Raw genomic sequence first — 24751 nt, 5'->3', positions numbered from 1 at the left:
ATGCGGCGGACTATTGCAACAGCACTTTTGATGTTGATAGCAAGCTTCCCCGGCTACAGCCAGCAGGCCGCCGGGGATGGCACCTTTACCCTGAAGGTACAGAGCAACATCGTTCTGACGAACGTCGTTGTTCGCGATAAAAAGACGGGAGCGGTCGTCAAAGGCCTTACGGCAGCAGATTTCACGATTCTTGAGAACGGCAAGGCGCAGAAGATGGCCAGCTTCGACTTCCAGAATGTGGATGATGCGGTCGCGCTCCATGAGAACACTACGGTAAGTGGAAAGGCTTCTGTCGCGGACCTGGTGAATCGAAACTTCGCTGCAAATCCTGTGCTCCTGAAAGACCATCGCCTGATCGTCATGTTCTTCGATCTGAGCAGCATGCAGCCCGAAGATATCGATCGCGCGGTAGAGGCTGCGCAGGATTACATCAACAAGAAGATGCAACCGGCAGACCTGGTGGCTGCGATCAGCATGGACACATCGCTAAGCCTCGATCAGGATTTTACCGCCGACAAGGAAGCACTGCTGAAGGCCGTGGGGCGCTACAACGGCACCGAAGGCACAGGGTTCGCCAATGGAAACGAGGGCGGCAACTCCGGAGGGACCTCCGACGATGCATCCAGCTTTACAGCGGATGACTCCGAGTACAACTCGCTGAATACGGACCGCGAGCTTTATGCCATTCGAACCATCGCAAAAAGTCTGGAAGGCGTGGACCAGCGGAAGAGCCTGCTCTATTTTTCCGGCGGACTTAGCCGCCAGGGCATCGAGAACCAGGCCAGCATGCGCGCTGCCACCAACGCAGCCGTGCGGGCAAACATGGCGATCTATAGCGTAGACTCGCGTGGACTACAGGCGCTGTCCCCTGTCGGGGATGCATCGAAAGGCAGCCTCCGCGGAACGGCCGCTTACAGCGCGGGCGCGATGCAGAGCCAACTGGATGCGAACTTCGGCTCGCAGGAGGTGCTGGCTACACTCTCCTCCGACACGGGCGGAAAGGCGTTCTTCGATTCGAACGACTTTGCCCCGGCCTTCCAGCAGATTCAGCACGACACCGAAGCGTATTACATCCTGGGCTTCCGCTCCACGAACGTGGCTCGTGATGGTGCGTATCGCAGGTTGACCATCAAGGTGAATCGCAGCGATGTGAAGCTGGAGTATCGTCCCGGCTATTACGCTCCGGCCGACTTTCAACACCAGAAGAGCGAAGACCGCGAGCTTGCGCTCACAGAACAGATGCGGAGCGACCTTCCTGCAACGGACGTCGCCGTGTATTTGCAAGCGCTTTACTTCCGGATGGAGGAGAACAGATTCTTCGTTCCCATCTCGCTGATCGTACCCGGCTCTCAGATTCCTTTTCTCAAGAACGGGGATCGCGACAAGGCAAGTATCGACATCCTAGGCCAGGTAAAAAACGCGCAAGGCATTGCGGTTGGCGATGTTCGCGATACGGTAAAGCTGGCGCTCGACGCCTCGCAGCAGGTACAGAGAAAGAATATTCAATATTCGACAGGCTTCACGCTCGCGCCAGGGCGTTATCACTTGAAGTTTGTACTGCGCGAAAACCAGACAGGAAGAATGGGCAGCTTCGAGACCGATTTGCAGGTTCCTGATCTCAAGAAGGTTCCCCTCAAGCTCAGCTCGATTGTGCTTGCCAGCCAGCAGGCCCCCAACACCTCGAAGAAGACCTCGAACCCGCTGATTCGAGATGGAGTGGAGTGGGTTCCCAACGTCGCTCATGTCTTCCGGCAGAACCAGCACCTGTACTTTCTCTACGAGGTCTACGATCCTGCGCGGGAAAAGAATGGAGATTCTGCGCCAAAGCCTTCGCCGGGGCTGGGCCGACGCCTCTCCGGAGCGGTCAAAGTGCTCACCAGCATCGAGTTCCTGAAAGGCGGCGTAAAGGTCTACGAGACTCCCCTGATCTCAGCAGATGCCGTGAACGTGCCTGACCGCAATGCCGTCGCGTTCCAGTTCGATGTGCCGCTAAATCAATTGAAGACAGGCACATACATTTGCCAGGTCAACGTGATCGACGATGCTGGCGGCAGCTTCAGCTTTCCTCGACTGGCACTGCGAGTCGAAAGCCCTGTTCTGCCACAGACTGGTATCTCTGCCACCGCAGGCGAGCAATAGAACCGGACGGAGCGTGACCAGCGACGTTGACAGTCACCCCTTTCAGGCGGATGATTCTGTCGTACCTCCCGGAGGTATGCCATGGGTTACCCGGCTCGCTTCCTCTTCCTACTTATCTTCGCCGCTCTCCTGTTGTTGTCCGCTCCCCGAATCTCTGCTCAGCGAACGATGAGCCACGAAGAAGCTCGAGCTCTTGACCATCAGAACCCGGTGTGGCAATCGGTCCGGGCGCATCTTCCTGATCCGACCACAGCAACTGCGGAACGCCTGGAATCAGCCGCGGATATTTTGCGTGCCCGTCGATTCTTTGAAGATGCAATGGACTATTACGGGTTTGCCCTTCAGCGTGGTGGCGAGCCAGTGCATCTGTTGAACAAGATGGGCGTCACCGAACTTGAAGTGCGCGATATCAACCAGGCGAGATCTCTCTTTCAGAAAGCTGTGAAGATCAACAAGAAGAATCCCGAGGCGTGGAATAACCTCGGCGTCATCGAGTACATCAGCCGACGGTACGATCGCGCCATCGGCTATTACAAGCGCGCCAGCAAACTCGACAAAACCTCAGCGACGTATCACTCGAACCTCGGAACTGCTCTCTTCGACAAGAAGGAATACGATCGGGCACGCAAAGAGTTTGATATTGCCCTGAGGCTTGACCCCGAGATGATGCAGCATCACAGCAGCCTGGGGATAACGACCCGCATGCTCTCTCCGGCCGATCATGCACGTTATTGCTTTGAACTGGCGCGGCTTTATCTGCAACGCGGCGATGAAAAGGCTATGATGCACTACCTGACAACCGCGAGTGAGGCCGGATTCGACATTCTCAACGCGATGAATTCGGACCAGATCTTTGCGTCATACCGCAAAGATCCGCGCATCCTTGTGATCGTGAAGAATGCCCAGGAGCTTCGGAGCAAGAACAGTCTCGCTGAAGGCACAGGTCCCCCACCGCCGCTTCCAGCTGAGAAGCATTGAGCAAAGCTATTTGGGCATAGCCCTCAGCCTCGACAACCTGAAGAAAACCTGTCGCCAATTCTCGCGATAAGCTACTCTGCGAGCTCCCGAAAATGGCGGGCTATAGGTTCAGCTTTTTGAAGATGCTCTCTGGAATGTGGCGGATGACGAACATGATGGGCTGCCACTGGAAGGGGACGTACAGGTTGTCCTGACGGTTGTCGATCGCCTTCACGATTGACTTCGCGACAGCATTCACGTCGGCGAACTTTTCTGAGCCCTTCATGCCTGCAGTCATGGCGGTCTTGGTCGGCCCGGGCTTGATGGTCAGGACGGTCACGCCTTCGCGGTCGATGCGATTGCGCAGGCCCGCGAGGAACGCCGAAAGACCGGCCTTTGAGGAGCCGTAGACGTAGTTCGATTTGCGGCCGCGGTCTCCAGCGACGGAGGAGAGCACGGCGATGACGCCATTACGACGCTGCACGAAGTAGTTCGCCAGCCAGGTGACCAGCGAAACGGGCGCCATCAGGTTGGTGTGCAGGATGTGCGCTGCGGTATTGAAGTCCTGCTCGGCGCGGGACTGATCGCCAAGAACGCCATGCGCCAGATAGGCGACGTCGAGGCCCTGAAGCGAGTTGACGGCATGCGAGAGGAGAGCGGCGTGCTGCTCGGTGTCGTCCAGATCGGCTACGGCGGTGTCGACGAAGGCTGCGCCGCGGGCGCGCAGGTCGGCGGCGACTGCGGCGAGCTTATCGGCGTTGCGCGCGACCAGGAAGAGACTTGCTCCCTGCGAAGCCCAGACGCGGCAGGTCGCCTCCGCGATGCCGGAGGTGGCTCCGAGGACGAGGATCTTGCGCGAGGCGCCGGACTGGTTCGGTGCAGCAGATGTGGTTGCCATTTGATTCATAGACTAGGACTGCTCTCCGGTGACACGCTCCCAGAAGCTGGAGGTGATCATGGGATCGCGGAAGCGTGCAAGCTGCTCCCACTGGGGATAAAAGGCCTGGAACTGGGCGGCGGTCATGGCTGCGTCCTTGGCCGGATAGAGGCGTCCGCCGAACTCGAGGGTCATGTCGGCGAGGCGCTCGAAGAGCGGGAATGACTTGTCAGGCTTGATGGGAAAGTCCAGCGCGAGCGTGATTCCAGGCTTGGGGAAGCTCATGACGCCGGGCGAAGGTACGTCGCCGAAGGCTTTGAGCACCGCGAGGAAGCTGGCCAAGCCGGACTTTGCGACCTCTTTGAGGATCGCGACGGTGCCCTCACGCGCGCTGTCCCACGGAATCGCGTACTGGAATTGTAGGAGGCCGCTCTTTCCATACATACGGTTCCAATGAAGGACCTTGTCGAGCGGATAGAAGAAGGGCTCGTAATCCTGCAAGGTGACGACGCGCTTCTTGATCTGCTTGTGGAAGAAGAGCGTGTTGAAGGCGGCGACGCTGAGGTGGTTCAACGCGAAGCCTGGCGCGTCTAACGGGAAGACAAGCTTCGGCTCGGGTGAAGGCTGCAGCGGAGCGCGTTTGGTCGAGTGATCGCCCTGCATGAAGATTCCGCGGCAGAAGTTCTTGCCGGTAGAGGTGCAGTCGACCCAGCTGACGGTGTACTCGATTTCTTTGCTGGCTTCGGTAAGCGCGAGGAACTCGTCGATGCCGTGGAACTGGATTCCTTCGTAGTCGATGGCGCGGGAGACGATGGGTTTGAGGCGCAGTGTCGCCCAGCGGATGAGGCCTGTCAGGCCGAGGCCGCCGATTGTCATCGCGTAGAACTCGCGGTTCTCGGTCGGCGAACACCGGAGCACGGTTCCGTCAGAGCGGACCAGCTCGAACTCGGTGACGTGGCGCCCGAAGGTTCCGGCGATGTGGTGGTTCTTGCCGTGAATGTCGTTGGCAATCGCGCCGCCGAGCGTGACGTACTTCGTTCCGGGCGTCACGGGCAGGAAGAAACCGCGCGGGACGGCGAAGTCGAGGATTTGCGCGAGCGAGATGCCAGCCTCAGCGGTGAGCAGCCCGGTCTCCGGATCGAAGGCGATGATACGGTTCATGCCGGGAGTCGCGATCAGGTTTCCGTCTTTCAGCAGGCAGACGTCGCCGTAGCTGCGGCCCAGGCCGACCGGAAGGATTCCGCTGTGGAGGTTCTGGATGATGCCAGGGTAGTCCGCCCGCCAGTGGAGAGGGATGATGTTGGCCCGGTAGACGGGATAGCGGCCCCAGGATTCGAAGGAGGCCTTGCCGGCGGGCTCTTCGCCGGTGCTGCGGAAACTCAGCTGCTGGTTGGCTGGTGAGGCAGTCGGCATAGAGTCAGGATAGACGATTCTGGTGGAGCAGGAGGGATGGAGAACTTTATGGGGAGGTAAAAAGAGGCGCAGCTAAAGCCGCGCCTCTTTCGGGAAGGAAGACTTCTTTTACGCGGCCTTGGCAGCCAGAGCGGCCTTGGCCTGCTCGGCGAGGGCGGTGAAGCCAGCCGGGTCGTTAGCGGCGATGTCGGCGAGGATCTTGCGATCGAGGCCGTTGCCTGCGGCCTTGAGGCCGGCGATGAAGGTCGAGTAGCTCATGCCGTTCAGCTTGGCGGCGGCGCCGATACGGACGATCCAGAGGGAGCGGAACTGGCGCTTCTTCTGCTTGCGTCCGGTGTAGGCGAACATCAGGGAGCGCTCGACGGCTTCCTGGGCTGCCTGGTAGAGCTTGGATTTCGTGAGGAAGTAACCACTCGCGCGCTTGAGGATCTTTTTGCGGCGGTCGCTGCGCTTTGTACTCCGTTTTACACGGGGCATCGTGAATCTCCTTTTGCGTACTTCGTTGTGCGGCTGGAGGCAAGGTCGCCTCTTCACTCGCTTACTACTTCAGATCTCGGTGGGAGTCGCTACGCTTGTCCCAGGGGCCTCTACGCTTTTTGCGGCCCTTTGCTTTTCAGCGGCTCGATCTGAAAACCTTTGTTTCCCTTGGCCTGACTCAGGCGTAGGGGATCATGCGGGCGACTTTGGCCGAATCCGCCTCAGAGACCAGGGTGATGGAGCGCAGGTGGCGCTTTGTCTTGGTCTTCTTGGAGGTGAGGATGTGGCGCATCTTGGACTGGCCGCGCTTGAACTTGCCGGTGCCGGTCTTCTTGAAGCGCTTGGCCGCGCCTGAGTGTGTCTTCAACTTTGGCATTGGTAATCCTAGGTTTTCTGCTTTTTCGACAACTTATCGAGTATACAGGAAAGCTTCTGATTCGAAGGAGAGTTTCTGTTGATCCTGCACACCCTACATGAAATCCTTGCAAAATATTGGATTGAAATAATTTAGGTCCGGACTATTTAGCAAAGTCTTCCCTTCAGGGAAGTTACGGACAAAGTCGTGATGCGCATTGAGTTCCAGACACTGAACGCAGATCCGTCGACTAGCTAGCTTCCGCTCAGGATGGCACCCTCTTCTGACCTCCGCGGCCGTAGCCGCTTGATTCACATTCTGGTGGCAGCACGGCTAAAGCCGTGCCCTTAAGCCGAACGCAAGACCAGTGCCGAACGAAAGTAGCCTCAGAACCATTGCGTTGATCTGTGAATGAGCCGATACATCCAGAATAGCCTGTGGTGCATGGCAAATCGGCAACCAGCAAGCCTCGAGGAATCTATCGTTTAGGTGAGACCTGGCCTTGACAGGAACTCTCCACGGAAGAGATCCACGAACGGGGAGATCGAGAGTTAGGCACCCGGAGAAGGAGGCTAAAACCTACTCTAACCAAATCCCTTATTTTCAGCTTGATACGCAAGACAGAACCGGCCCGGGTACCTGTCTTCTCGCAGGCTTTTCGCACCCCTCAGCATGCTATACTTAAGTTAATAAAAATCCCGGTTAAAACCTGTCTAAAGTGCTTGATTGACGCGGCTTTTTGTGAAATCAGGGGCAGGTTTTCCGGATGGTTTTTCCAGAACTTTCAGGAGATCCATGGCAACTACGGCAGTCCCCACCGGAGCGGAACTTTTCGAAGACGACAAGAAGGCAACCACTGCAGAGGCGAAGGCCACAGGAGGCTACTCTGCGGAGAACATCACGGTTCTCGAGGGCCTGGCTGCCGTTCGGAAACGGCCGGCCATGTATATCGGCTCAACGGGTGAGCAGGGTCTGCACCATCTGGTCTATGAGGTGGTCGACAACTCGGTCGACGAGGCGCTCGCCGGCCATGCGACCCGGATCGATGTGACCATCCACGTGGACAACTCCATCACCGTGACTGACGACGGCCGCGGTATCCCGGTCGACAATAAGACCGTGAACGGCAAGACCATGCCGGGCGTGCAGGTGGTTCTGACGATGCTGCATGCAGGCGGCAAGTTCGACGCCTCAAACTACAAGGTCTCCGGCGGTCTGCACGGCGTGGGCGTGAGCTGCGTCAACGCGCTGAGTGAGGAGTTCGACGTCGAGGTGTGGCGCGACGGCTTTGCGTGGACCCAGGACTACTCCAAGGGAGACCCGATCAGCAAGCTGCGCCAGATGGGCGCGACGAAGCGGAGAGGAACGAAGGTTCACTTCCTTCCGGACAAGTCGATCTTTACCGTCACCGAGTACAACTACGACACGCTGGCACAGAGGCTGCGTGAGCTGGCCTTTCTGAACAAGGGGCTTGAGATCCACCTGACGGACGAGCGGACCACCGATACGAAGACGGGCGAGAGCAAGCACCAGGAGTTCAAGTACGTCGGAGGCATTGCCGAGTTCATCAAGCACCTGAACAAGGGTAAGCAGGTCCTGCACGACAAGCCGATCTACATGGAGGCCGAGCGCGACAACGTGGCCATGGAGATTGCGCTGCAGTACAACGACGCCTACTCCGAGACGATCTTTACCTTCGCCAACAACATCAACACGGTCGACGGTGGAACGCACCTGCAGGGTTTTCGCGCGGCGCTGACCCGCACGATCAACGCCGCAGGACAAGCGATGGGACTGTTCAAGGACGTGAAGGAGAACCTGTCCGGCGACGACGTTCGCGAAGGCCTGGTGGCCGTGATCAGCGTAAAGCTTTCGCAGCCGCAGTTTGAAGGCCAGACCAAGGGCAAACTGAACTCCGACATCGCGGGAACGGTGCAGGCGTTCATCAACGAGCGGCTGGGAGCCTTCCTGGAGCAGAACCCTCAGGTCGCGAAGAAGATCATCAATAAGGCCATCGACGCGGCACGTGCGCGTGAGGCTGCCCGCAAAGCCCGTGACCTGACACGGCGCAAGGGTGCGCTGGACGGCGGCGGACTGCCGGGCAAGCTGGCCGACTGCTCCGAGCGCGAGCCGGACCGCTGCGAACTGTACCTTGTCGAGGGTGAGAGCGCAGGCGGAACCGCGAAGCAGGGACGCGACCGTAAGTTCCAGGCGATCCTTCCGCTGAAGGGTAAGATTCTGAACGTCGAGAAGGCCCGCTATGACAAGATGCTGGGTCACGAAGAAATTCGCGCGATGATCACGGCTCTTGGCGCGGGCATCGGCAAGGACGACTTCGATGCATCGAAGCTGCGCTACGGCAAGCTGATCCTGATGACTGATGCCGACGTTGACGGATCGCACATCCGCACGCTGCTGCTGACATTCTTCTTCCGCCATATGACGGAGCTGATCAAGCGCGGCCATGTCTATATCGCACAGCCGCCGTTGTATCGCATCAAGAAGGGCAAGTTCGAGCAGTACATCAAGGACGACCGCGAGTATGTATCCGTCATGGTCAAGCGCGCCTCAGACGGCATGGTGATTCACTATGGCGAGGGTGGAGCGAAGCTGGAGGGCGCGTCCCTGACGAAGTTTATGGGGCAGTTGAAGGACTATCTCGAGTTCTTCGACAAGTCGCAGAAGCGCCTGAGGAACGAAGAGGTGATGCGCGAGTTCGCCGACCTGTTTGCCCATGAGGGCAAGGAACCGGCCAAGCGCGCGGACTTCGAGTCCCCCGACAAGCTGAAGATCATGAAGGCCAAGCTGGAAGCAGTGGCGAAGACCTATCAGTTCAAGCATGTGGGCGATGTCGAGTTCGACGAAGAGCACAAGATGTACTCGGTGAACTTCACGGATTCGCAGGGTGCGGTGCGGACGATCGACTGGATGCTGGCTGCGGCTCCGGAGACGCGGCAGATGCTGGGCAAGCATGCACAGATCAAGGAACAGCTGATCGGGCCCTTCGTAATTGAGTATGCGGCGAAGGGCGCGAAGGGGGATGCGGCCGAAGAGGCGGAAGAGGTTGCGTCTGAAGAGGGCGTAGCTGAGACAGCGGCTGCTCCTGGAACGGCGCTCGAGGCCAAGCCGGGGAAGCGTCCTGCTAAAGGACCGCAGGATCCGGTGGAGAAGAAGACGGCACGCGAGGTCTTCGAGTACGTGATCGAGCAGGGCCGCAAGGAGTACCAGGTACAGCGGTACAAGGGTCTGGGCGAGATGACGGCTCCGCAGCTGTGGGAGACGACGATGGATCCGGAGCGTCGTACGCTGCTGCAGGTAAAGCTTGAAGACATTGCCGCCTGCGAGGAGATCTTTACCACGCTGATGGGCGAGGACGTCGAAGCCCGGCGCAAGTTCATCGAAGAAAATGCACTGGATGTGAAGAACCTGGACATCTAACGGTTCCACAATCTCAGTAAGACGATCCGGCCTGATTCGCTCAGGCCGGATTTTTGTTTGCGGGTGTGAGAGGCTACAGGGGCCAGATGCAATAATTCCGGCATGAGCGAACAATTGGGTGGGATGGACCGGCGCAGGTTTCTGAACGTGTGCTCTGCTGTGGGACTGGGGCAGACGCTGCTTCCTGGAGTTCTGTGGGGAATGGCAGTGCAACAGGCGAGGCCCTCGACCCCGGCGACGCCTGAGCCCGCCGGAGTGGACCATGATCATCTGGCGAAGATTACGCCGGAGATGATTGACGCGGCAGCAGCGATTGCAGCGGTAAAGCTGACGGATGCGCAGAAGAAGCAGGTCATCGAAGCGCTACGCGAGCAGAGGGATTCCGTGCTGGTGATTCGCAGCATGCATATCCAGAACAGTGTGCCTCCGGCGTTTCTGTTCGATCCTATTCCTGCGGGAATGAAGCTCGATCCCGTAAAGAAACCGATGCGAATCAGCAAGGCCCCAAAAGTTCAGGCGCTGGCGAATGGAGGTGAGGACGCGCTGGCGTTCGCCTCGGTGCGAGAGTTGGCGGAGCTAGTGAAGACGAGGAAGGTGAGCTCGGTTGCCCTGACGAAGATGTATCTTGCGCGGCTCAAGCGCTACGATCCGCGGCTGCACTTTGTGATTACGCTGACGGAGGAGCGCGCGCTGCGGCAGGCTGCGGTGGCCGATAAGGAGATTGCTGCGGGTAAGTATCGAGGGCCGCTGCATGGCATTCCCTGGGGCGCGAAGGACCTGCTGGCGGTTAAGAGGTATCCCACGACGTGGGGTGCGGCGGGATTTGAGCAGCAGAGCTTTGACTACGACGCCACGGTCGTTCAGAGACTGGACGCTGCCGGTGCGGTGCTGGTGGCGAAGCTGACGATGGGTGCGTTGGCGCAGGGGGATTTGTGGTTTGGAGGGCGGACGAGGAACCCCTGGAATCCGAAGCAGGGGTCGAGCGGATCGTCTGCCGGGAGCGCGAGTGCGGTGTCGGCGGGGTGTGTTGGATTTGCGATCGGGACGGAGACGCTGGGTTCGATCTCCTCGCCGAGCACGCGCTGCGGCGTAACCGGACTGCGGCCGACGTTCGGATTTGTACCGCGCACCGGAGCCATGACGCTGAGCTGGACCATGGACAAGATCGGGCCGATCTGCCGCAGCGTGGAGGACTGTGCTCTGGTGATGAGCGCGATCTATGGGCCGGATGGGCAGGACCGCACGGTGAAAGATGCGGCGTTCAACTGGGATGCGGAGTATGACTGGAAGAAGCTGCGGGTGGGATATCTGAAGAGCGAGTTCGATGCGCCGGTGCTGGAGAAGGACGCTTCGGACAAGCGCAGGCGTGAGGCTGAGCGCGACACTTACGACTTGAAGTACGGTCACGCTGCACTGGCGGCGCTCCGCAGGATGGGGGTGATGCTGAAGGAGGTGAAGATGCCTAAGGGATATCACTTCGGCGACATCACTCCTGTGCTGAGTGCGGAGGCTGCGGCGGCCTTCGACGAGCTGACGCTGAGCGGGCGCGATGCCCTGCTGAACGGGCAGGAGGACTTCGACTGGCCGAATAGTTTTCGACGCGCGAGGTTCTATTCGGCAGTGGATTACGTGCAGGCGCAGAGGGCGCGTATGCTGGCGATCGACGCGATGGCGAAGCTGTTCGATGAGGTGGACGTGGTTGTGACGCCGAGCGACGGTGCGCAGCTTTCCGGGACCAACCTGACGGGGCATCCTGCGGTGATTGTGCCGAATGGAGTGCGAGGAGAGGATGCTCCGAAGCCGGAGCATGATGGCGATGGAGATCGCAGGAATGTTGGTGGGCCGGGCACGCCGGTGTCGCTGACGTTTCTGGGAGGCCTGTACTCGGATGCGCGGCTGGCCGCGTTCGCGAGGGCGTATCAGGATGCGACGGGATTTCACCGGCTGCATCCGAAGCTTGATTGAGAGAGATGCTACGATCCGGCTATGCAGGACGGGACGATGTTGGTAGAAGCGCGCGGGCTAACGAAGGAATACGGCGAAGGTACGCGCGTGGTGGAGGATGTCTCGTTTGCGATTGCGCGTGGTGAGACGCTGGGGCTGGTGGGCGAGTCAGGCTCGGGCAAGAGCACGGTAGCGCGCATGCTGCTGCGCCTGGTGGAACCGACGGCGGGTGAGGTGCGGTATGACGGGCGCGATCTGCTGGCGATGCGCGCAGGCGAACTGCGGGCGATGCGGCGCAAGATGCAGGTGGTGTTCCAGGATCCCTTCGCGGCGCTCAATCCACGGATGAAGGTACGGGATATTCTCGCGGAGCCGTTCGCGATCCACGGGGAACGCTGCGACCGGGCTCGGCTGGAGCAGATGCTGCATGAGGTCGGTCTGGACGCGTCGGCGTTGGGACGATATCCGCATGAGTTCAGCGGAGGACAGCGCCAGAGGGTCAACATTGCTCGCGCGCTGGCGCTGCGTCCGGAGTTTTTGGTGCTGGATGAGCCGGTAAGCGCTCTGGATGTCAGCGTGGGGGCACAGGTGGTGAATCTACTGCGGGAGCTGCAGCAGCGTTATGGGCTGACGTATCTGTTCATCTCGCACTCGATGCCGCTGGTGCGATATCTGTGCGATTGCGTTGCGGTGATGAAGCGGGGCCGACTAGTTGAGTTGGGGACATGCGAGCAGGTCTGCGATTCGCCCCGGGAGACGTATACGCGTGAGCTGGTCGCGGCTACGCCGGAGATCCGGCTGAACGCGGCAGAGTAAGTCAACCGGTACAATGGAAGGTGGATGGTTTCCGGCATAATCACGCACTGGCGCTATGCCTGGCTGGTCGCCGCCTCGTCGATCGCCGGGGTGATGAACGCGATGGCGGGCGGAGGGTCGTTTCTTTCATTCCCTGCCATGCTTGGCGTCGGCGTTCTACCGATTCAGGCGAATGCCACCAATACCGTAGCCCTATGGCCGGGACAGTTGACTTCGGTCGCGGCCTTGCACGGAGATATGCGAAAGGACCTGCTGCCAGCGATCTGCATCGCTTCGGCCCTTGGAGGTGTCTCCGGAGCGGTGATTCTGCTGCACACGCATCAGATGACCTTTCTGCACCTGATTCCCTGGCTGCTGCTGGGGGCGACGATTCTCTTCGGCCTGAGCGGACCGGTCTCGCGCTGGATGCGGCAACGCTCGGCGATTCCGCATGCAGAGCGAAAGATATCTCCCCTGCTGGTCTTTCTGGCGCTGCTGCCAATCTGCTTTTATATCGGCTACTTCGGCGCCGGGGGTGGATTTCTGGTGATGACGGTGCTGGCACTGTTTGGCGTAGAGGAGATGCACACACTGAATTCGATGAAGGTCCTGGCGGCGTGCCTCTCCAATCTCTCCGCTGTATTGACGTTTGTACTGACGGGCGCAATCGTGTGGCATTACTGTATCGTCTCCATGCTTTTTGCCGGCACAGGAGGCTACATCGGAGCGCAATATGCTCGCAGGATGAATCCGAACGTCCTACGGGCCATCGTCGTCATAACCGGGTGCCTGGTAGCGTCGTACTTCTTCTGGAGAAATGGATTGTGAAGACGGCAGCATGCCCAGGCAGCGAGGCAGTTTGATTTGATGAAGGAAGTGGAAGTATGAGTCACGAGGGGATCAGGTTCGTCAGCGCGGAACAATCTGCAAGAGAGGCTGCCACGGAGAAGCATCTTCCGGTGGAAGCGGTTACTCCAGCCAAAGTGCGGATTCATAAGACGGAAGGCACAGGAGTCGAAGTCGACTGGAAAGACGGGCACAAGAGCGCGTGGAGCTTCGCATGGTTGCGGAATGGATGTCCCTGCGCGACCTGCCATGAAGAGCGCGAGCAGAATGGCCGCAAACCGGGAGAGCCGAAGCCCAGGCCACAGTCTCTGCTGCCGATGTATGAGGCTCCAGCGCGGCCGGTCGAGATCACTCCAGTAGGCAACTATGCCGTGAAGTTCAAGTGGAATGACGGGCACGAAAGCGGCATCTATTCCTGGGAGTATCTGCGGCGCGTGTGCCAGTGTCCGGAGTGCAGCGGGAAGAACTGATTCGCAGGATGTTGCCACACGGAAAAGGAATCGAAAGATTACATCTGAATGAGGATGGCTCTAATTGTTAGAGCCATCAGACTTTGATAGAGACCAGCTTCTGGAGGCGCGGTGTGCGTGCTACCTCGGCCAGGGTGTATCGGTCGAGCGTATCGAGAAAGGCAGCATAGGCGCTGTCCAGCGCGCCCTTCAGCAGGCATGCCCCGGCAAGAGGACAGGGCTGGCTGACGCAGTCGACTACCGCATCAGACGGTTCTGAAATGCGCAGGATTTCGCCGAGGCGTATGGAGTCGGCTGAACGCGCAAGCCGTAGCCCACCGCCGGCGCCTTTGGCGGTAATGAGAAATCCCTGCTGGCCCAGCTGATGGGCCACCTTGACCAGGTGAGTGTAGGGAACGTTGAAGAGTTCAGCCGCCTCCCGGACCGTGACCGTGGCCTTCATGGGCTCGGCTCGACTGCCGAGATACATCAGAAGGCGCAGGGCCAGATCCGAGAAACGGGTGATCGTCATTTGGGCGAAGACTCCTTACTACGCCCGCGCAACCTCGGTCGCAAAGGACGGATCGGGGGCGAAAGCTTCACTATAGCGGGAGGCTGGCGGGATGTTAAGAGCATCCAGAATGCTGTCGACGGCGTTCATGAATCCCACTGGCCCGCAATAGTAAAACTCCGCATCCTGCTGGGGCAGCTGCGAAGCAAGGATCTCTGTGGAGATACGACCGGCATGGTCGTAGTCGATGCCGAGTTTGTCCGCATCAGAGGGCCTTTCGTAGAAGGTCAACGAGCGCAGGTGCGAGAAGCCGGAGACAAGCTCACCGATCTCCTTGCGGAAGGCGTGATGATTTCCCTGCAGGGTCGCGTGGATGAAGAGCACAGGCCGATAGGGTGCATTTGCAGCCAGGTGGTGCAACATGCAGATCGCCGGGGTAATTCCAACGCCACCGCTCAGCAACACCACAGGGCGCTGGCTATCCTGGAGAACGAAATCTCCCTGCGGGACGTGCGCGAGAATGGAGTCCCCCTCATTGACCTCATCGTGAAGGTGGTTGGAGATAAGGCCGTTCTCTGCAGCCGCAATGTGCCCCGGCGCAAGCTCGCGCTTAACGCTGATGCGGTACTGACGGCCCTCGCTGGTCTTTGAAAGGCTGTACTGGCGAATCTGCTGAAAGGGAGCATCGGCCACATGCGCCCTGACCGCAAGATACTGTCCCGGGCGGAAGGGCGGGAGAGGAGAGCCGTCGGGCGATTCCAGGTAGAAGGAGGTGATGGTCTCGCTTTCAGCCACCTTGCGGACAACGGTCAACGGCTTGTAACCAGTCCATCCGCCCGGCTGCGTCGTGCCCTCTCTGTAGAGGTTCTTTTCGGTGCCGATCATGATGGTGGCCAACTGCTGATAAGCCGCCCCCCAGGCTGCGATGATCTCAGGGGTTGCCGCCTCACCAAGCACGGCGCGGATGGCGCGAAGCAGATGATCGCCAACGATGGGGTAGTGCTCCGGCTGCACCTCAAGGCTGGCATGCTTGTGAGCGATCCGGTTCACCATACCGCCAAGCTGCTCCAGATGGTCGATGTGGGCAGCATAGGTAAGGATGGAAGCTGCGAGACTGCGTGCCTGTCCACCGCTCCGCTGGTTGGCGGGGTTGAAGATATTCAGAAGCGCAGGGTGCTCCGCGAAGAGCGTCTTGTAGAACTCAGTGGTGATGGCTTCTCCGTACTGTTGCAGTACTGGAACGGTGGCTTTGACGATTTCCTTCTGCTGTTGCTGCATGCTTCCTCCGAAATATGCATTTCAAATACATATTTACCAAGAAGCGCGAATAACGCAAACATTGACCGATTATCGAATTTTGAGAATGCGAAGGATGGCGGCCATTTCTTTCCTTATAAGGGAAAAGATCGAGGGAATAAACGAAGATTCTTCGACTTCGCCCTCTCGGGCTACGCTCGGGATGACATTTTTCCCCAGAGAACAGAATCGTGCTGAGACAACTATGAAGATGAGATTGCTGCCGTATCGAATGAATTTACGCGCTAGGCGGGAAGCAGCAGCCGAAAAGCTTCTGGAATTCCTGAGACAATGCGCAGATTCTCGCGCGCGTGGGGCCTCAAGACACCCTGTTCGACACAATGATCGAGAAACTCGATGAGCTTGTCGTAGAAGCCGCCGATGTTGATGAGGACCGTCGGCTTCTGGTGCAGACGAAGTGATTGCCAGGTGAGTACCTCAAACATCTCTTCGAGTGTGCCGAAGCCTCCAGGAAGCACAAGGAAGGCGTCGGCCAGCTCACCCATCATTGCCTTGCGGGTGTGCATGCTGGTGGTGATGTGCAGTTCGGTCAAGCCACGGTGTGCAATCTCGAGGTCAACGAGCACCTCGGGGATGACGCCGACAACACGTCCTCCATGCAGAAGAGCAGATTCAGCCACGGCCCGCATGAGGCCGACGTTAGCGCCGCCATAGATAAGACCGATGTCCTGCTGGGCGAGCAGGTGACCAAGCTCGACAGCTGCATCATGATAAGCAGGGTCTGCCCCGCTAGAAGAGGCGCAGAAGACAGCAACGTTTCGGATCACATAGTCAGGATATCAATCCAGCGAGAATGGCGCGTGAATCACGATGCGGCCTTTGAGGCGATATATATCCCCGAAGCGGGACGTCGCCTCAAAGGCCGGATTGCAGTTTCTGTTTTTGCTGACTACTTGATGTGAATGGTAGCGCCGTTCAGTGAGCTGTTGGCTTCGGCGATCAGGGTCCCTGCCTTCTGCGTAGCGGTGTCTGCGGCAGAAACAATGCGGGTTCCCGCTGGAAGGCTTACCGTGGTGGGCTTGCCGGCTTCGAGCTTGATGACCTCTTCGCCTGCTTTCACCTCCATGGGTGCACCGCTGTCATTCATGATGGTGAGCTTGACGGTCTTCGACTTGCCGAACATGGCCAGAACGGGTGCGTGCACGCTGGTTGCGGCATAGACCGCAGGGGAGGCGAGCAGGGAGGAGGCGACGACGGCAGTAGCGGCAATAGCTTTACGGTAGTTCATTGTGATGCTCCCGGTTTTGTGCGTTTATGTGATGGACCTTGCTGCCATGGTTCAGTCAGGCCCTTCGTATGTCGATACGGATTGGACTCAAAGAAGTTCCCGGGGATTGTTGAAAGTGACCAAACGCATGGAGACGGTGACGGAATGCAGCTGCAAGATGTGAATGTTCGCGGAAGGTTAAAATTGAGAGTGGAGCGTGTATCAGATTGAGTCGTCTTTTAGAAAAAATGAACCCTCAGCAACAGGAGGGAATTCGCACGGTGGATGGCCCTGTGTTGCTGCTTGCAGGCGCAGGCAGCGGCAAGACAAGAGTGATTACGCACCGCATCGCTTACCTGATTGAAGAGCGCGGCGTTCCCGCCGATGCCATCCTTGCCGTCACCTTCACCAACAAGGCTGCGAAGGAGATGGAGGAACGCGTCGAGAAGATACTTGGCCATACCACGCTCAGCAAGCCCACGCTTGCAACTTTTCACAGCTTCTGCGTGCGCGTGTTGCGGCGTGACATTGAAGCATTGCGCGTGAATGGTGTCGGCCTGACGAAGACCTTCGCAATTTATGACGAGCAGGATCAGCAAGCGGTTGTGAAAGCCGCGCTGAAGCGCCTGGGCATCGATGACAAGAGCCTGAAGCCGCGGGTGGCGCTGGGAAGGATCAGCTGGGCTAAGAACCACATGATCGACCCGCAGGAGTACTTCCTTGCCTCGGCCAATCCTCTTGAGGAGAAGATCGCACACATCTATGAGATCTACCGCAAGGAGCTGGCCAAGGCGAACGCGATGGACTTCGACGATCTTCTGCTGGAGACGGTGCGGCTGCTGAAGTCTTCTGCCGAGGTGCGGGAGCGGTATAACCGGCGTTATCGCTACATCATGATCGACGAGTACCAGGACACGAACCGTCCGCAGTATGAGCTGATGAAGCTGCTGGCCGGGCCGGAGAAGAATGTCTGCGTGGTCGGAGATGAAGACCAGTCGATCTATAGCTGGCGCGGGGCTGACATTAAAAATATTCTGGACTTCGAGAAGGACTTTCCGAACGGAAAGACGATTCGCCTGGAGCAGAACTACCGCTCGACGCAGGTGATTCTTGAGGGCGCGGGTGCTGTCGTCTCGCAGAACACGCAGCGCAAGGGCAAGAACCTGTGGACGGCTCGCGAGGGTGGCTCGCTGATTGGATACTATGAAGCGCCGGACGGAGAGAACGAGGCGCTGTTTATCGCAGACCGCATTCAACGGTACCTGCGCGAGGCGGGCCAGCAGGAGGAGCAGCCGCGATGCGCAGTGCTTTATCGCACGAACTCACAGTCGCGACTGGTGGAAGAGGCTCTGCGGCGATACCAGATCCAGTACCACATGGTTGGTGGATTCAGCTTCTATGATCGCGCCGAGGTAAAAGACCTGCTGAGTTATCTGAAGCTGGTGCAGAACCCACATGACTCGATCGCGTTGCAGAGAGTTGTGAACTCACCTCCGCGCGGCATCGGCAAGACGACGATGGAGACGCTCGAGCGGATGGCGTTAAGTTCGGGCATGAGCACGTGGGATGCAATGGCGCGCGCGATGGAAGATCGTCTCTTGCCGCAACGCACGCTCAATGCGCTGGAGGGTTTTCGCAGGCTGATTGACGATGCGCGCGCGATGGCGGGTCCGGGATTTGCGGAGAAGCTTGAAGCGGACGTGCATGAAGACGCGAGTGACGATATTTCGTTCGATGTGGCAGAGTTCACTATCGAGCCGGAACAAAATGACGCTGCGGCAGAGCCAGAGGCTGCAGGCGAGAATGAGGAGTTCGATACCAGCTTCAATTTTGCCTTCGACTTCGGGCCGAGTGAGGAGATTTCGACCATAGCGGCGGAGAACTCAGAGGACTCGGATGCGGAGCATGGGATCGATTCGGCGAGTTTCAATCCGTTTGCTCCTGTGGTGCTGAAGGAGGAGAAGCCGAGGAAGAATACTGCAAATCCTTCGACTTCGCTGCGCTCCGCTCAGAATGACACCCGTTTGCGAGCGGAAGACGGCGCCTCGAACCAAGAGAGAGAAGCGTTTCGCACGCCCGGCGGACGAGCTACGCTGCCGGAGCTGATCAAATTTCTGAATGATCGCAGCGGTTATATACGGTCGCTTGAGGACGAAGGAACCCCGGAGGCATTTTCGCGGATCGAAAACCTGAAGGAACTTGCCAACGCGGCGCAGGACGCGGAGGAACGCGGCGAAACGCTCGATACATTTCTGGATCATGCCGCCCTGTCAAGCGATGCAGACCAGTACTCGGCCGAAGCCAAAGTTACCCTGATGACGATGCATGCTGCCAAGGGCCTGGAATTCCCGTTGGTCTTTGTGGCAGGCATGGAGGAAGGCCTCTTCCCGAGCGCGCGGACCATGATGGACCCCAGCGGCCTGGAGGAGGAGCGTCGACTCTGCTACGTGGGCATGACGCGCGCCATGGACACGCTGGTCATGACGCGGGCGCGGCATCGCCGCAGGTACGGCAGCGATATGCCGGACGCTACGGTGGCTTCGCGGTTTCTGGAGGAGGTTCCGTCGCGGCTGATGGAAGATCTTGGCAGTCCTCCGGAGAGGCCGCAGTTCGGCGGAGATTACAGCAGGCTGTATTCCACACCGTACCCCAAGGCAAATCGCTTTGGGCGCGGGGAACATGAGGATACGGAACGCCACTGGAACTATGAGGATGAGGACCAGAGCGGAGGGCGCGGGGCCGCCGGAACATCAAGAGACCGGGGAACCGGGCGTGGATTTTCAGGCGGGTCGGGGTCGCTGGACAACATTGCGAGCTTCTTTGCTGGACGTGGGCAGAAGGTCCCTGGCGCGAAGCCAGGCCGCCCGAAGATGGAAGTTGCCGCGCCGGCAGGCAAGACCGGTCTGCAGCAGGGAACGAGGGTCCGGCACCCGAAATACGGGGAAGGAATGGTGTTTCGTCGCGAAGGGGATGGGGATGACGCCAAGATTACAGTACAATTTCAACAGCATGGCGTGAAGAAGCTGGTGGAGAAGTTTGCCCAGTTGGAGCGCCTCTAAGTTTCCCCGAAACTATTTTTAGAGAGAGTTTGATAAGAGACGAATGGCAAATACCAAGAGCATTACAGACAAGGTGGAGCGGAAGAAGGTAAAGCGGGCTGCCCGCAAGAAGGCTGCTCCCAAGGCCAAGCGCACGACTCCGCGTGGCTCGAACAAGGCCAAGGTTCGCAAGCTGGCGCGTGGTCAGTCGAAGCGTTAGTGTTCCATGAGGCTCTTCGGGCGAAGCACGGCACCCCGCCTGCGCGCCCGGAGAGTAGCTCCTCCCAATCGAGTCACATCCCTTGGTTCACCATCGCATGTGACTTGGATAAGTTCGGGGTAGCTCTGCCGGACAATTCTGTTTGAGGAGCAGGGTGCTGGCTAAGCAAATCTTCAGAACAAAGTCGATCGACAAGCTGATCTCCGAATCGGAGCGGCCGGAGCAGGCGCTTAAGAAGACGCTTGGACCGGTCAGCCTTACTGCGCTCGGAATCGGAGCCGTGATCGGTTCGGGGATCTTTACCGTCATCGGAACAGCTATCGGCGGCAACCCTGCCAGCGAGGTCAGGCTCTCGGATTCGCCGGTGATTGACCTAATCCTCGGGCTGCTGCACCACACCACAGGAGCCGTCGCAGGCAGACCGGGTGCAGGTCCGGCGCTGGCGATCTCGCTGGTGCTGGTGGCGATTGTGTGCGCGCTGACTGGTCTCTGCTACGCAGAGCTGGCAAGCATGATTCCAATTGCGGGATCGGCGTACACGTACACCTATGCGACGCTGGGGGAGCTGATTGCGTGGATCATCGGCTGGGACCTTATCCTCGAATACGCCTTCAGCAATATGAGCGTGAGCGTGGGATTCGCCGCTCACGTTGTCGATCTGCTGGATTGGCTGGGCGTGAAGATCTCACCCAAGTGGCTATCTCCTGCTTATCTGCCGTTAGGCCTGCAGGATCTGGAGGGGCATGATATCTACAGGTCAGGCTGGCATGCGGGCTTCAATATTCCCGCATTCCTGATCGTCCTACTGCTGACGGTGGTGCTGGTGCGCGGCATCCGGGAGTCCGCGAGAACCAACAACATCATGGTGCTGATAAAGATTATGGCCATCCTGGTGTTTGTCTTCTTCGGCCTTAGCTTTATCCATCCCGGCAACTACGTTCCTTTCTCGCCCAACGGCTGGAGCGGAATTCTTGCAGGCGGCTCGATTATCTTCTTCACTTACATCGGGTTCGACTCCGTATCGACCGCGAGCGAAGAGTGCAAATGCCCTCAAAAGGACGTCCCCATCGGCATCCTTGCCACATTGGTCATTTGCTCGATCCTCTACATCGGCGTCGCCGTCGTGCTGACAGGAATCGTTCCCTGGCAGACGGTGGCGGGAGATGCAGCCCCCGTCGTCAACGCGTTGAAGCGTGTCTCGCTGACACCCGGGGGGCACAGCCTGCATTGGGTCAGGCTGGCAGTCCTATTGGGCGCCATTCTTGGCATGATTTCTTCGATCCTTGTGTTCCAGCTCGGTCAGGCCCGCGTGTGGTTCGCAATGTCGCGCGATGGCCTGCTGCCAGGCGCCTTCAGCAGAGTCCATCCGAAGTTCCGGACTCCTGCATTTGCGACGTGGGTTGCAGGTTTTCTGGTTGCTATTCCTGCTGGATTGTTTGACGTGGGTACGTTCGCTGAAATGTCAAACATTGGAACGCTGTTTGCCTTTGTATTGGTCTCCATTGGAGTGCTGGTGCTGCGATCCCGCCAACCGGAGCGTCATCGCGGTTTTCGCGTTCCCTTTGGGCCCGTTATCCCGCTGCTCAGCGTGGCGTTCTGCATCCTGCTGATGGCCGGGCTTCCCGTAAAGACGTGGGTGCGCTTCTTCGTCTGGCTAGTCGTTGGACTCGTCGTCTACTTCTTCTACAGCCGCAAGCGAAGTGAGTTTTACTCTCCCGAAGCCTAAGATAGAGAGATGGCTCGAAGACTGGCAAAAGGCGATTCGGAGATAGACGTTGTAGATTGGCTGCGTGGTCTGCCCAAAGCAGAGCTGCATCTTCATCTGGAAGGCACGATCAAGCCGGAGACGCTGATAGAGCTGAGCAGTCGGCATGATGAGCAGCCGCTAACACTCGAACAGGCACGAGCTCTCTATCAATATGAAGACTTCCTCGGCTTTCTGATGTCCTTCAAGGCCGTAACGGAACGCCTGAAAGAGCCGGAAGATTACGAGCTGATCACCTACAACATGATCCGTGAGCTGGCCCGGCAGGGTGTCGTGCACGCTGAGGTCTATGTCTCCTTCGGCATCATCCATTACTGGAAGAAGACAGATGTAGAACCCTTTGTCGAGGCCATCGAGCGCGGACGCGAACGCGGCGAAAAAGAGTTTGGAACCACGCTTCTCTGGATCGTAGACGCCGTCCGGCACTTTGGGGTGGAAGAAGGAGCACGGGTCTTTCGACGTGCTGCCGAGCTTCGTGAGAGGTATCCGAGCATTGTCGGGATTGGCATCGGTGGCGATGAAGCTCGCGGACCGGCTGACCAGTTCCGTGAACTCTACCGAGAGGCGAAGGCAGCAGGGCTGCGCCTTACCGCTCATGCCGGCGAGTCCGTCGGCCCAGAAAGCATCTGGGCAGCCATCAATATAGGTGCGGAGCGGATCGGTCATGCACTGGCAGCGCAAAATGATCCAGAGTTGATCGAGATCCTGGCACAGAAACAGATTCCGCTCGAGATCAACATCACAAGCAACATAAAAACCGGATGCTGCAAGGGCTTCGATGTTCATCCAGTTAAGGAGTACTTCGAGTCCGGCCTGATGATCACGCTGAACTCCGACGATCCCCCCATGTTTGGAAGCGATCTGCTGGGAGAGTATGTGCTGGCCCAGCAGGTGTACGGTTTTACGATGGAGCAGATGCGCGAGCTTGCCGCCAATGCCGTCGAAGCCAGCTTCCTGGATCCTTCAAGGAAGCTGAAGTTGCTTCAACGGGTCGAGCAGTACGCATAAAGTACCCCACTAAGCTGCAGACTCCGCCACCTGCCTGTGCAGGTCCTCCATTCTGGCGCCAAATGGAACGCAGACCAGGCTGATGGGACAATTGCGAAAGACGGGATTGATCTCCAGACCGACGACCGCGCGGTGGACAGCACTCTGCTGGCTGAGCACAAGCATGTTGGCTCCGCTGCGATGGAGCAACTGTGGAAACTCACGAGCTATCCTTCCCTGTGCCACGTGCACTTCGAAGCTGCAATCGAGTTCCAAGGTGCCAGCTAGATCACGAGCCCATCTATCGGCTGCCTCCAGCCCCATTGGAGCAGAAGACAGCAGGGGCTTGAGCATCGACCCTTCGTCAATCTCGTCTACAACATGAAGCAGATGAAGCGTACCTCCTGTCTCGCTTGCATAAGCAGCAGCGTGCTGCAGGTGTGAGATACCCTCCTCGGGATCACCCAGCCACACACCGATGTTCCGGTTCGATATGGGCGCAGGTTCCCCGACGTTCACCTTTCCCACCGTCCATATGGGAATCGTGAGACGCCGGATGAGGCGGGCGCGCATGGATCGATGCCACGGGCGTGGCAATCCCGAGAGATCGCTGGGCGGCAGCATCAGCAACACGTTGCTTCGACTTTCACAGTAGGAAGCGATCCCATCGCAGGGATCTCCGCTGACCAGCACGCGATCACAGTGCCGATAATTGTCGGCTTCCGCAAAGAAGGATTGCAGGCGCGCCTCCGCCTCGCGGTAAAGCATCTTCTTCGGGTTATAGATATGGAGAAGGGTCAGCTTTGCGCCCAGATTTTCTACCCACTGCGCAATGGTGGGAATGATGGCATGACTTGAATCGGAGAAGTCTGTCGCGAATACGATCTCGGTTGCTCTTTGCAGCATGAGTACTCCCTCCTGGGTTAAATCTTTAAAACACAAAGCCGTCTACAGGTTGGACGTCAGAGATGGGCCGTACGCGGCGATGCTTGGCAATCCCGGTCCATGCGCGTTCCCGGTCGATCTCCTCCATCTGCTCGCGCAGGTTAAGCTCAATCGCACGCGAGAGAGATGTCATGGGTGTGTCATGAATGGTGTTCTCAAACGGATTCGAAATCTCGCGGCTCATAAGATCGGCTGCGATAAAGGTGAAGCTGATCAGCACGCTGGCGATGGGGGTCATCAACCCGAGGTCCTCCACCAGGCCCAATGGCAGCAGCCAGCAGAAGGCGTTGACAAGGACTCGAGGCAGATAGTCGAACTGACGCGGCAACGGCGTATTCTTGATGCGTTCGCACGCTCCCTGGATATTGGTAAGCACCGTCAGATTTTCATTGATAGCAGCCCATCGATAGCTGTCGAGCATGCCCTCATTGCGTGCCTGCCGCAACAGACTGCCCATCCGCAGCACCAGACCTGCGGGCAGATTCTTGTAGACGCTTAGCTCGCGAGCTGCCTGCTCTCCCAGGAACGTCCGCACCTCTGGCAGGGCAGTCTGTTTACGGAGGTGGCATCGCAGAGCATGCGTAAAGGTGATGTGGTGCAGCACGAGAGTGTTCCGCAGGGGCACGCGATGCTGATCTTCCGTTTCATCATCCAGCATGGTGAGAAACTGCACGGCAAGCGCCCGCGACGTATTCACTAGCTGACCCCAAAGTTGACGCGCCTCCCACCAGCGACCATAGGCGGCATTGGTTCGAAAGGCAAGGAAGATAGTCAGCGCCGATGCCAATGGAGCGATAGGGAGACCATTCAAGGAGATCCACCTGTGGTGAAAGATGGAATAGGCCGCCGCTACAGTGCAGTCGAAGATCAGCAGAACAAGAAGCCGCTTCCACGCCTGGGGCCATATTCTTTTGAGAGGCAACCGGTCTCGAACAATCATTCGCTTCGTTTCCCTTATGCGAATTAGACTGCCTCAGCCGCCCCCACGCGCCCTATCTTGCAGATGCTCTTTGGGTATTGCCGGGAGATGAGATATTACCTATCTTTCGGATATTTGCCGTTCATACTTTT

Annotated in this window: 21 protein-coding genes; 11 read left to right on the top strand and 10 right to left on the bottom strand. The window is 58.4% G+C overall.

The window, feature by feature from the left end; genetic code table 11:
* Window positions 1–2139, top strand: coding sequence for a VWA domain-containing protein (locus tag GWR55_RS18350; protein ID WP_162403545.1), 2139 nt, complete (start codon window positions 1–3; stop codon window positions 2137–2139).
* An 81-nt stretch (window positions 2140–2220) separates the two neighbouring features.
* A complete protein-coding gene (locus tag GWR55_RS18345) occupies window positions 2221–3117 on the top strand; it encodes a tetratricopeptide repeat protein (protein ID WP_162403544.1) in 897 nt (298 codons plus the stop codon).
* A 100-nt stretch (window positions 3118–3217) separates the two neighbouring features.
* On the opposite strand, the gene GWR55_RS18340 is transcribed toward GWR55_RS18345, so the two are convergent.
* The 4 genes from GWR55_RS18340 to rpmI all read right to left on the bottom strand — a co-directional run bounded on the left by GWR55_RS18340 (window position 3218) and on the right by rpmI (window position 6239).
* The gene (locus GWR55_RS18340) at window positions 3218–3994 is read right to left on the bottom strand and encodes an SDR family oxidoreductase (RefSeq protein WP_162403543.1); all 777 of its coding nucleotides are present in this window, start codon (window positions 3992–3994) and stop codon (window positions 3218–3220) included.
* A 12-nt stretch (window positions 3995–4006) separates the two neighbouring features.
* Window positions 4007–5386, bottom strand: coding sequence for an FAD-binding oxidoreductase (locus tag GWR55_RS18335; protein ID WP_162403542.1), 1380 nt, complete (start codon window positions 5384–5386; stop codon window positions 4007–4009).
* Between the two features lie 108 nt (window positions 5387–5494).
* Entirely contained in the window at window positions 5495–5863 is a 369-nt protein-coding gene (gene rplT / locus GWR55_RS18330; protein WP_162403541.1) for a 50S ribosomal protein L20, read from the bottom strand.
* A 178-nt stretch (window positions 5864–6041) separates the two neighbouring features.
* A complete protein-coding gene (gene rpmI, locus GWR55_RS18325; RefSeq protein WP_035350027.1) occupies window positions 6042–6239 on the bottom strand; it encodes a 50S ribosomal protein L35 in 198 nt (65 codons plus the stop codon).
* Between the two features lie 774 nt (window positions 6240–7013).
* On the opposite strand from rpmI, the gene gyrB reads away from it, so the two are divergent.
* The 5 genes from gyrB to GWR55_RS18300 all read left to right on the top strand — a co-directional run bounded on the left by gyrB (window position 7014) and on the right by GWR55_RS18300 (window position 13711).
* Window positions 7014–9656, top strand: a complete 2643-nt coding sequence (gene gyrB / locus GWR55_RS18320; protein ID WP_162403540.1) for a DNA topoisomerase (ATP-hydrolyzing) subunit B — start codon at window positions 7014–7016, stop codon at window positions 9654–9656.
* Between the two features lie 102 nt (window positions 9657–9758).
* The gene (locus GWR55_RS18315; RefSeq protein WP_162403539.1) at window positions 9759–11621 is read left to right on the top strand and encodes an amidase; all 1863 of its coding nucleotides are present in this window, start codon (window positions 9759–9761) and stop codon (window positions 11619–11621) included.
* Between the two features lie 36 nt (window positions 11622–11657).
* Complete coding sequence (locus GWR55_RS18310; RefSeq protein WP_238398519.1) at window positions 11658–12416, top strand: ATP-binding cassette domain-containing protein; 759 nt, start codon at window positions 11658–11660, stop codon at window positions 12414–12416.
* 24 nt (window positions 12417–12440) lie between these two features.
* Window positions 12441–13223, top strand: a complete 783-nt coding sequence (locus GWR55_RS18305) for a sulfite exporter TauE/SafE family protein (RefSeq protein WP_162403537.1) — start codon at window positions 12441–12443, stop codon at window positions 13221–13223.
* A gap of 56 nt (window positions 13224–13279) precedes the next feature.
* Entirely contained in the window at window positions 13280–13711 is a 432-nt protein-coding gene (locus GWR55_RS18300; RefSeq protein WP_162403536.1) for a gamma-butyrobetaine hydroxylase-like domain-containing protein, read from the top strand.
* A 76-nt stretch (window positions 13712–13787) separates the two neighbouring features.
* On the opposite strand, the gene GWR55_RS18295 is transcribed toward GWR55_RS18300, so the two are convergent.
* From GWR55_RS18295 to GWR55_RS18280, 4 genes are all read right to left on the bottom strand, one after another.
* Complete coding sequence (locus GWR55_RS18295; RefSeq protein ID WP_162403535.1) at window positions 13788–14222, bottom strand: Rrf2 family transcriptional regulator; 435 nt, start codon at window positions 14220–14222, stop codon at window positions 13788–13790.
* Window positions 14223–14240: 18 nt separating this feature from the next.
* Window positions 14241–15479 carry an NO-inducible flavohemoprotein gene (hmpA, locus tag GWR55_RS18290; RefSeq protein WP_162403534.1) on the bottom strand — a complete coding sequence of 413 codons (1239 nt, stop codon included), beginning with the start codon at window positions 15477–15479 and terminating at the stop codon, window positions 14241–14243.
* A 263-nt stretch (window positions 15480–15742) separates the two neighbouring features.
* Window positions 15743–16285 (bottom strand): TIGR00730 family Rossman fold protein, encoded by a 543-nt coding sequence (locus tag GWR55_RS18285; RefSeq protein ID WP_162403533.1) that lies wholly within the window; start codon window positions 16283–16285, stop codon window positions 15743–15745.
* Window positions 16286–16407: 122 nt separating this feature from the next.
* Entirely contained in the window at window positions 16408–16746 is a 339-nt protein-coding gene (locus tag GWR55_RS18280) for a hypothetical protein (protein WP_162403532.1), read from the bottom strand.
* A gap of 227 nt (window positions 16747–16973) precedes the next feature.
* Between GWR55_RS18280 and GWR55_RS18275 the strand changes: the two genes are divergently transcribed.
* The 4 genes from GWR55_RS18275 to add all read left to right on the top strand — a co-directional run bounded on the left by GWR55_RS18275 (window position 16974) and on the right by add (window position 22756).
* A complete protein-coding gene (locus GWR55_RS18275) occupies window positions 16974–19784 on the top strand; it encodes an ATP-dependent helicase (protein WP_162403531.1) in 2811 nt (936 codons plus the stop codon).
* A gap of 43 nt (window positions 19785–19827) precedes the next feature.
* Window positions 19828–19983: a hypothetical protein gene (locus GWR55_RS19150; RefSeq protein WP_202925544.1), complete on the top strand. Its 156-nt coding sequence runs from the start codon at window positions 19828–19830 to the stop codon at window positions 19981–19983.
* 154 nt (window positions 19984–20137) lie between these two features.
* Window positions 20138–21709, top strand: a complete 1572-nt coding sequence (locus tag GWR55_RS18270; RefSeq protein WP_238398518.1) for an amino acid permease — start codon at window positions 20138–20140, stop codon at window positions 21707–21709.
* A gap of 9 nt (window positions 21710–21718) precedes the next feature.
* The gene (add, locus tag GWR55_RS18265; RefSeq protein WP_162403529.1) at window positions 21719–22756 is read left to right on the top strand and encodes an adenosine deaminase; all 1038 of its coding nucleotides are present in this window, start codon (window positions 21719–21721) and stop codon (window positions 22754–22756) included.
* Between the two features lie 9 nt (window positions 22757–22765).
* Here add and GWR55_RS18260 read toward each other — a convergent pair whose 3' ends face one another.
* Together GWR55_RS18260 and GWR55_RS18255 are read right to left on the bottom strand one after the other, a co-directional pair.
* Window positions 22766–23641: a universal stress protein gene (locus GWR55_RS18260; RefSeq protein ID WP_162403528.1), complete on the bottom strand. Its 876-nt coding sequence runs from the start codon at window positions 23639–23641 to the stop codon at window positions 22766–22768.
* Window positions 23642–23666: 25 nt separating this feature from the next.
* Window positions 23667–24620 carry a bestrophin family protein gene (locus GWR55_RS18255; protein ID WP_162403527.1) on the bottom strand — a complete coding sequence of 318 codons (954 nt, stop codon included), beginning with the start codon at window positions 24618–24620 and terminating at the stop codon, window positions 23667–23669.
* Window positions 24621–24751 lie beyond the last annotated feature (131 nt).

The organism is Edaphobacter sp. 12200R-103 (assembly GCF_010093025.1).
Taxonomy (GTDB): domain Bacteria; phylum Acidobacteriota; class Terriglobia; order Terriglobales; family Acidobacteriaceae; genus Edaphobacter.
This window is presented reverse-complemented; position numbering and strand designations above follow the sequence as displayed.

Excerpts from the sequence above, each read along its gene's own strand:
- GWR55_RS18340 (WP_162403543.1), bottom strand. The coding sequence starts at position 3,994 with ATGGCAACCACATCTGCTGCACCGAACCAGTCCGGCGCCTCGCGCAAG.
- add (WP_162403529.1), top strand. The coding sequence starts at position 21,719 with ATGGCTCGAAGACTGGCAAAAGGCGATTCGGAGATAGACGTTGTAGAT.
- GWR55_RS18305 (WP_162403537.1), top strand. The coding sequence starts at position 12,441 with ATGGTTTCCGGCATAATCACGCACTGGCGCTATGCCTGGCTGGTCGCC.
- GWR55_RS18315 (WP_162403539.1), top strand. The coding sequence starts at position 9,759 with ATGAGCGAACAATTGGGTGGGATGGACCGGCGCAGGTTTCTGAACGTG.
- rpmI (WP_035350027.1), bottom strand. The coding sequence starts at position 6,239 with ATGCCAAAGTTGAAGACACACTCAGGCGCGGCCAAGCGCTTCAAGAAG.
- GWR55_RS18350 (WP_162403545.1), top strand. The coding sequence starts at position 1 with ATGCGGCGGACTATTGCAACAGCACTTTTGATGTTGATAGCAAGCTTC.
- rplT (WP_162403541.1), bottom strand. The coding sequence starts at position 5,863 with ATGCCCCGTGTAAAACGGAGTACAAAGCGCAGCGACCGCCGCAAAAAG.
- GWR55_RS18295 (WP_162403535.1), bottom strand. The coding sequence starts at position 14,222 with ATGACGATCACCCGTTTCTCGGATCTGGCCCTGCGCCTTCTGATGTAT.
- GWR55_RS18260 (WP_162403528.1), bottom strand. The coding sequence starts at position 23,641 with ATGCTGCAAAGAGCAACCGAGATCGTATTCGCGACAGACTTCTCCGAT.
- GWR55_RS18335 (WP_162403542.1), bottom strand. The coding sequence starts at position 5,386 with ATGCCGACTGCCTCACCAGCCAACCAGCAGCTGAGTTTCCGCAGCACC.
- GWR55_RS18280 (WP_162403532.1), bottom strand. The coding sequence starts at position 16,746 with ATGAACTACCGTAAAGCTATTGCCGCTACTGCCGTCGTCGCCTCCTCC.
- GWR55_RS18310 (WP_238398519.1), top strand. The coding sequence starts at position 11,658 with ATGTTGGTAGAAGCGCGCGGGCTAACGAAGGAATACGGCGAAGGTACG.
- gyrB (WP_162403540.1), top strand. The coding sequence starts at position 7,014 with ATGGCAACTACGGCAGTCCCCACCGGAGCGGAACTTTTCGAAGACGAC.
- GWR55_RS18300 (WP_162403536.1), top strand. The coding sequence starts at position 13,280 with ATGAGTCACGAGGGGATCAGGTTCGTCAGCGCGGAACAATCTGCAAGA.
- GWR55_RS18345 (WP_162403544.1), top strand. The coding sequence starts at position 2,221 with ATGGGTTACCCGGCTCGCTTCCTCTTCCTACTTATCTTCGCCGCTCTC.
- hmpA (WP_162403534.1), bottom strand. The coding sequence starts at position 15,479 with ATGCAGCAACAGCAGAAGGAAATCGTCAAAGCCACCGTTCCAGTACTG.
- GWR55_RS18275 (WP_162403531.1), top strand. The coding sequence starts at position 16,974 with ATGAACCCTCAGCAACAGGAGGGAATTCGCACGGTGGATGGCCCTGTG.
- GWR55_RS19150 (WP_202925544.1), top strand. The coding sequence starts at position 19,828 with ATGGCAAATACCAAGAGCATTACAGACAAGGTGGAGCGGAAGAAGGTA.
- GWR55_RS18255 (WP_162403527.1), bottom strand. The coding sequence starts at position 24,620 with ATGATTGTTCGAGACCGGTTGCCTCTCAAAAGAATATGGCCCCAGGCG.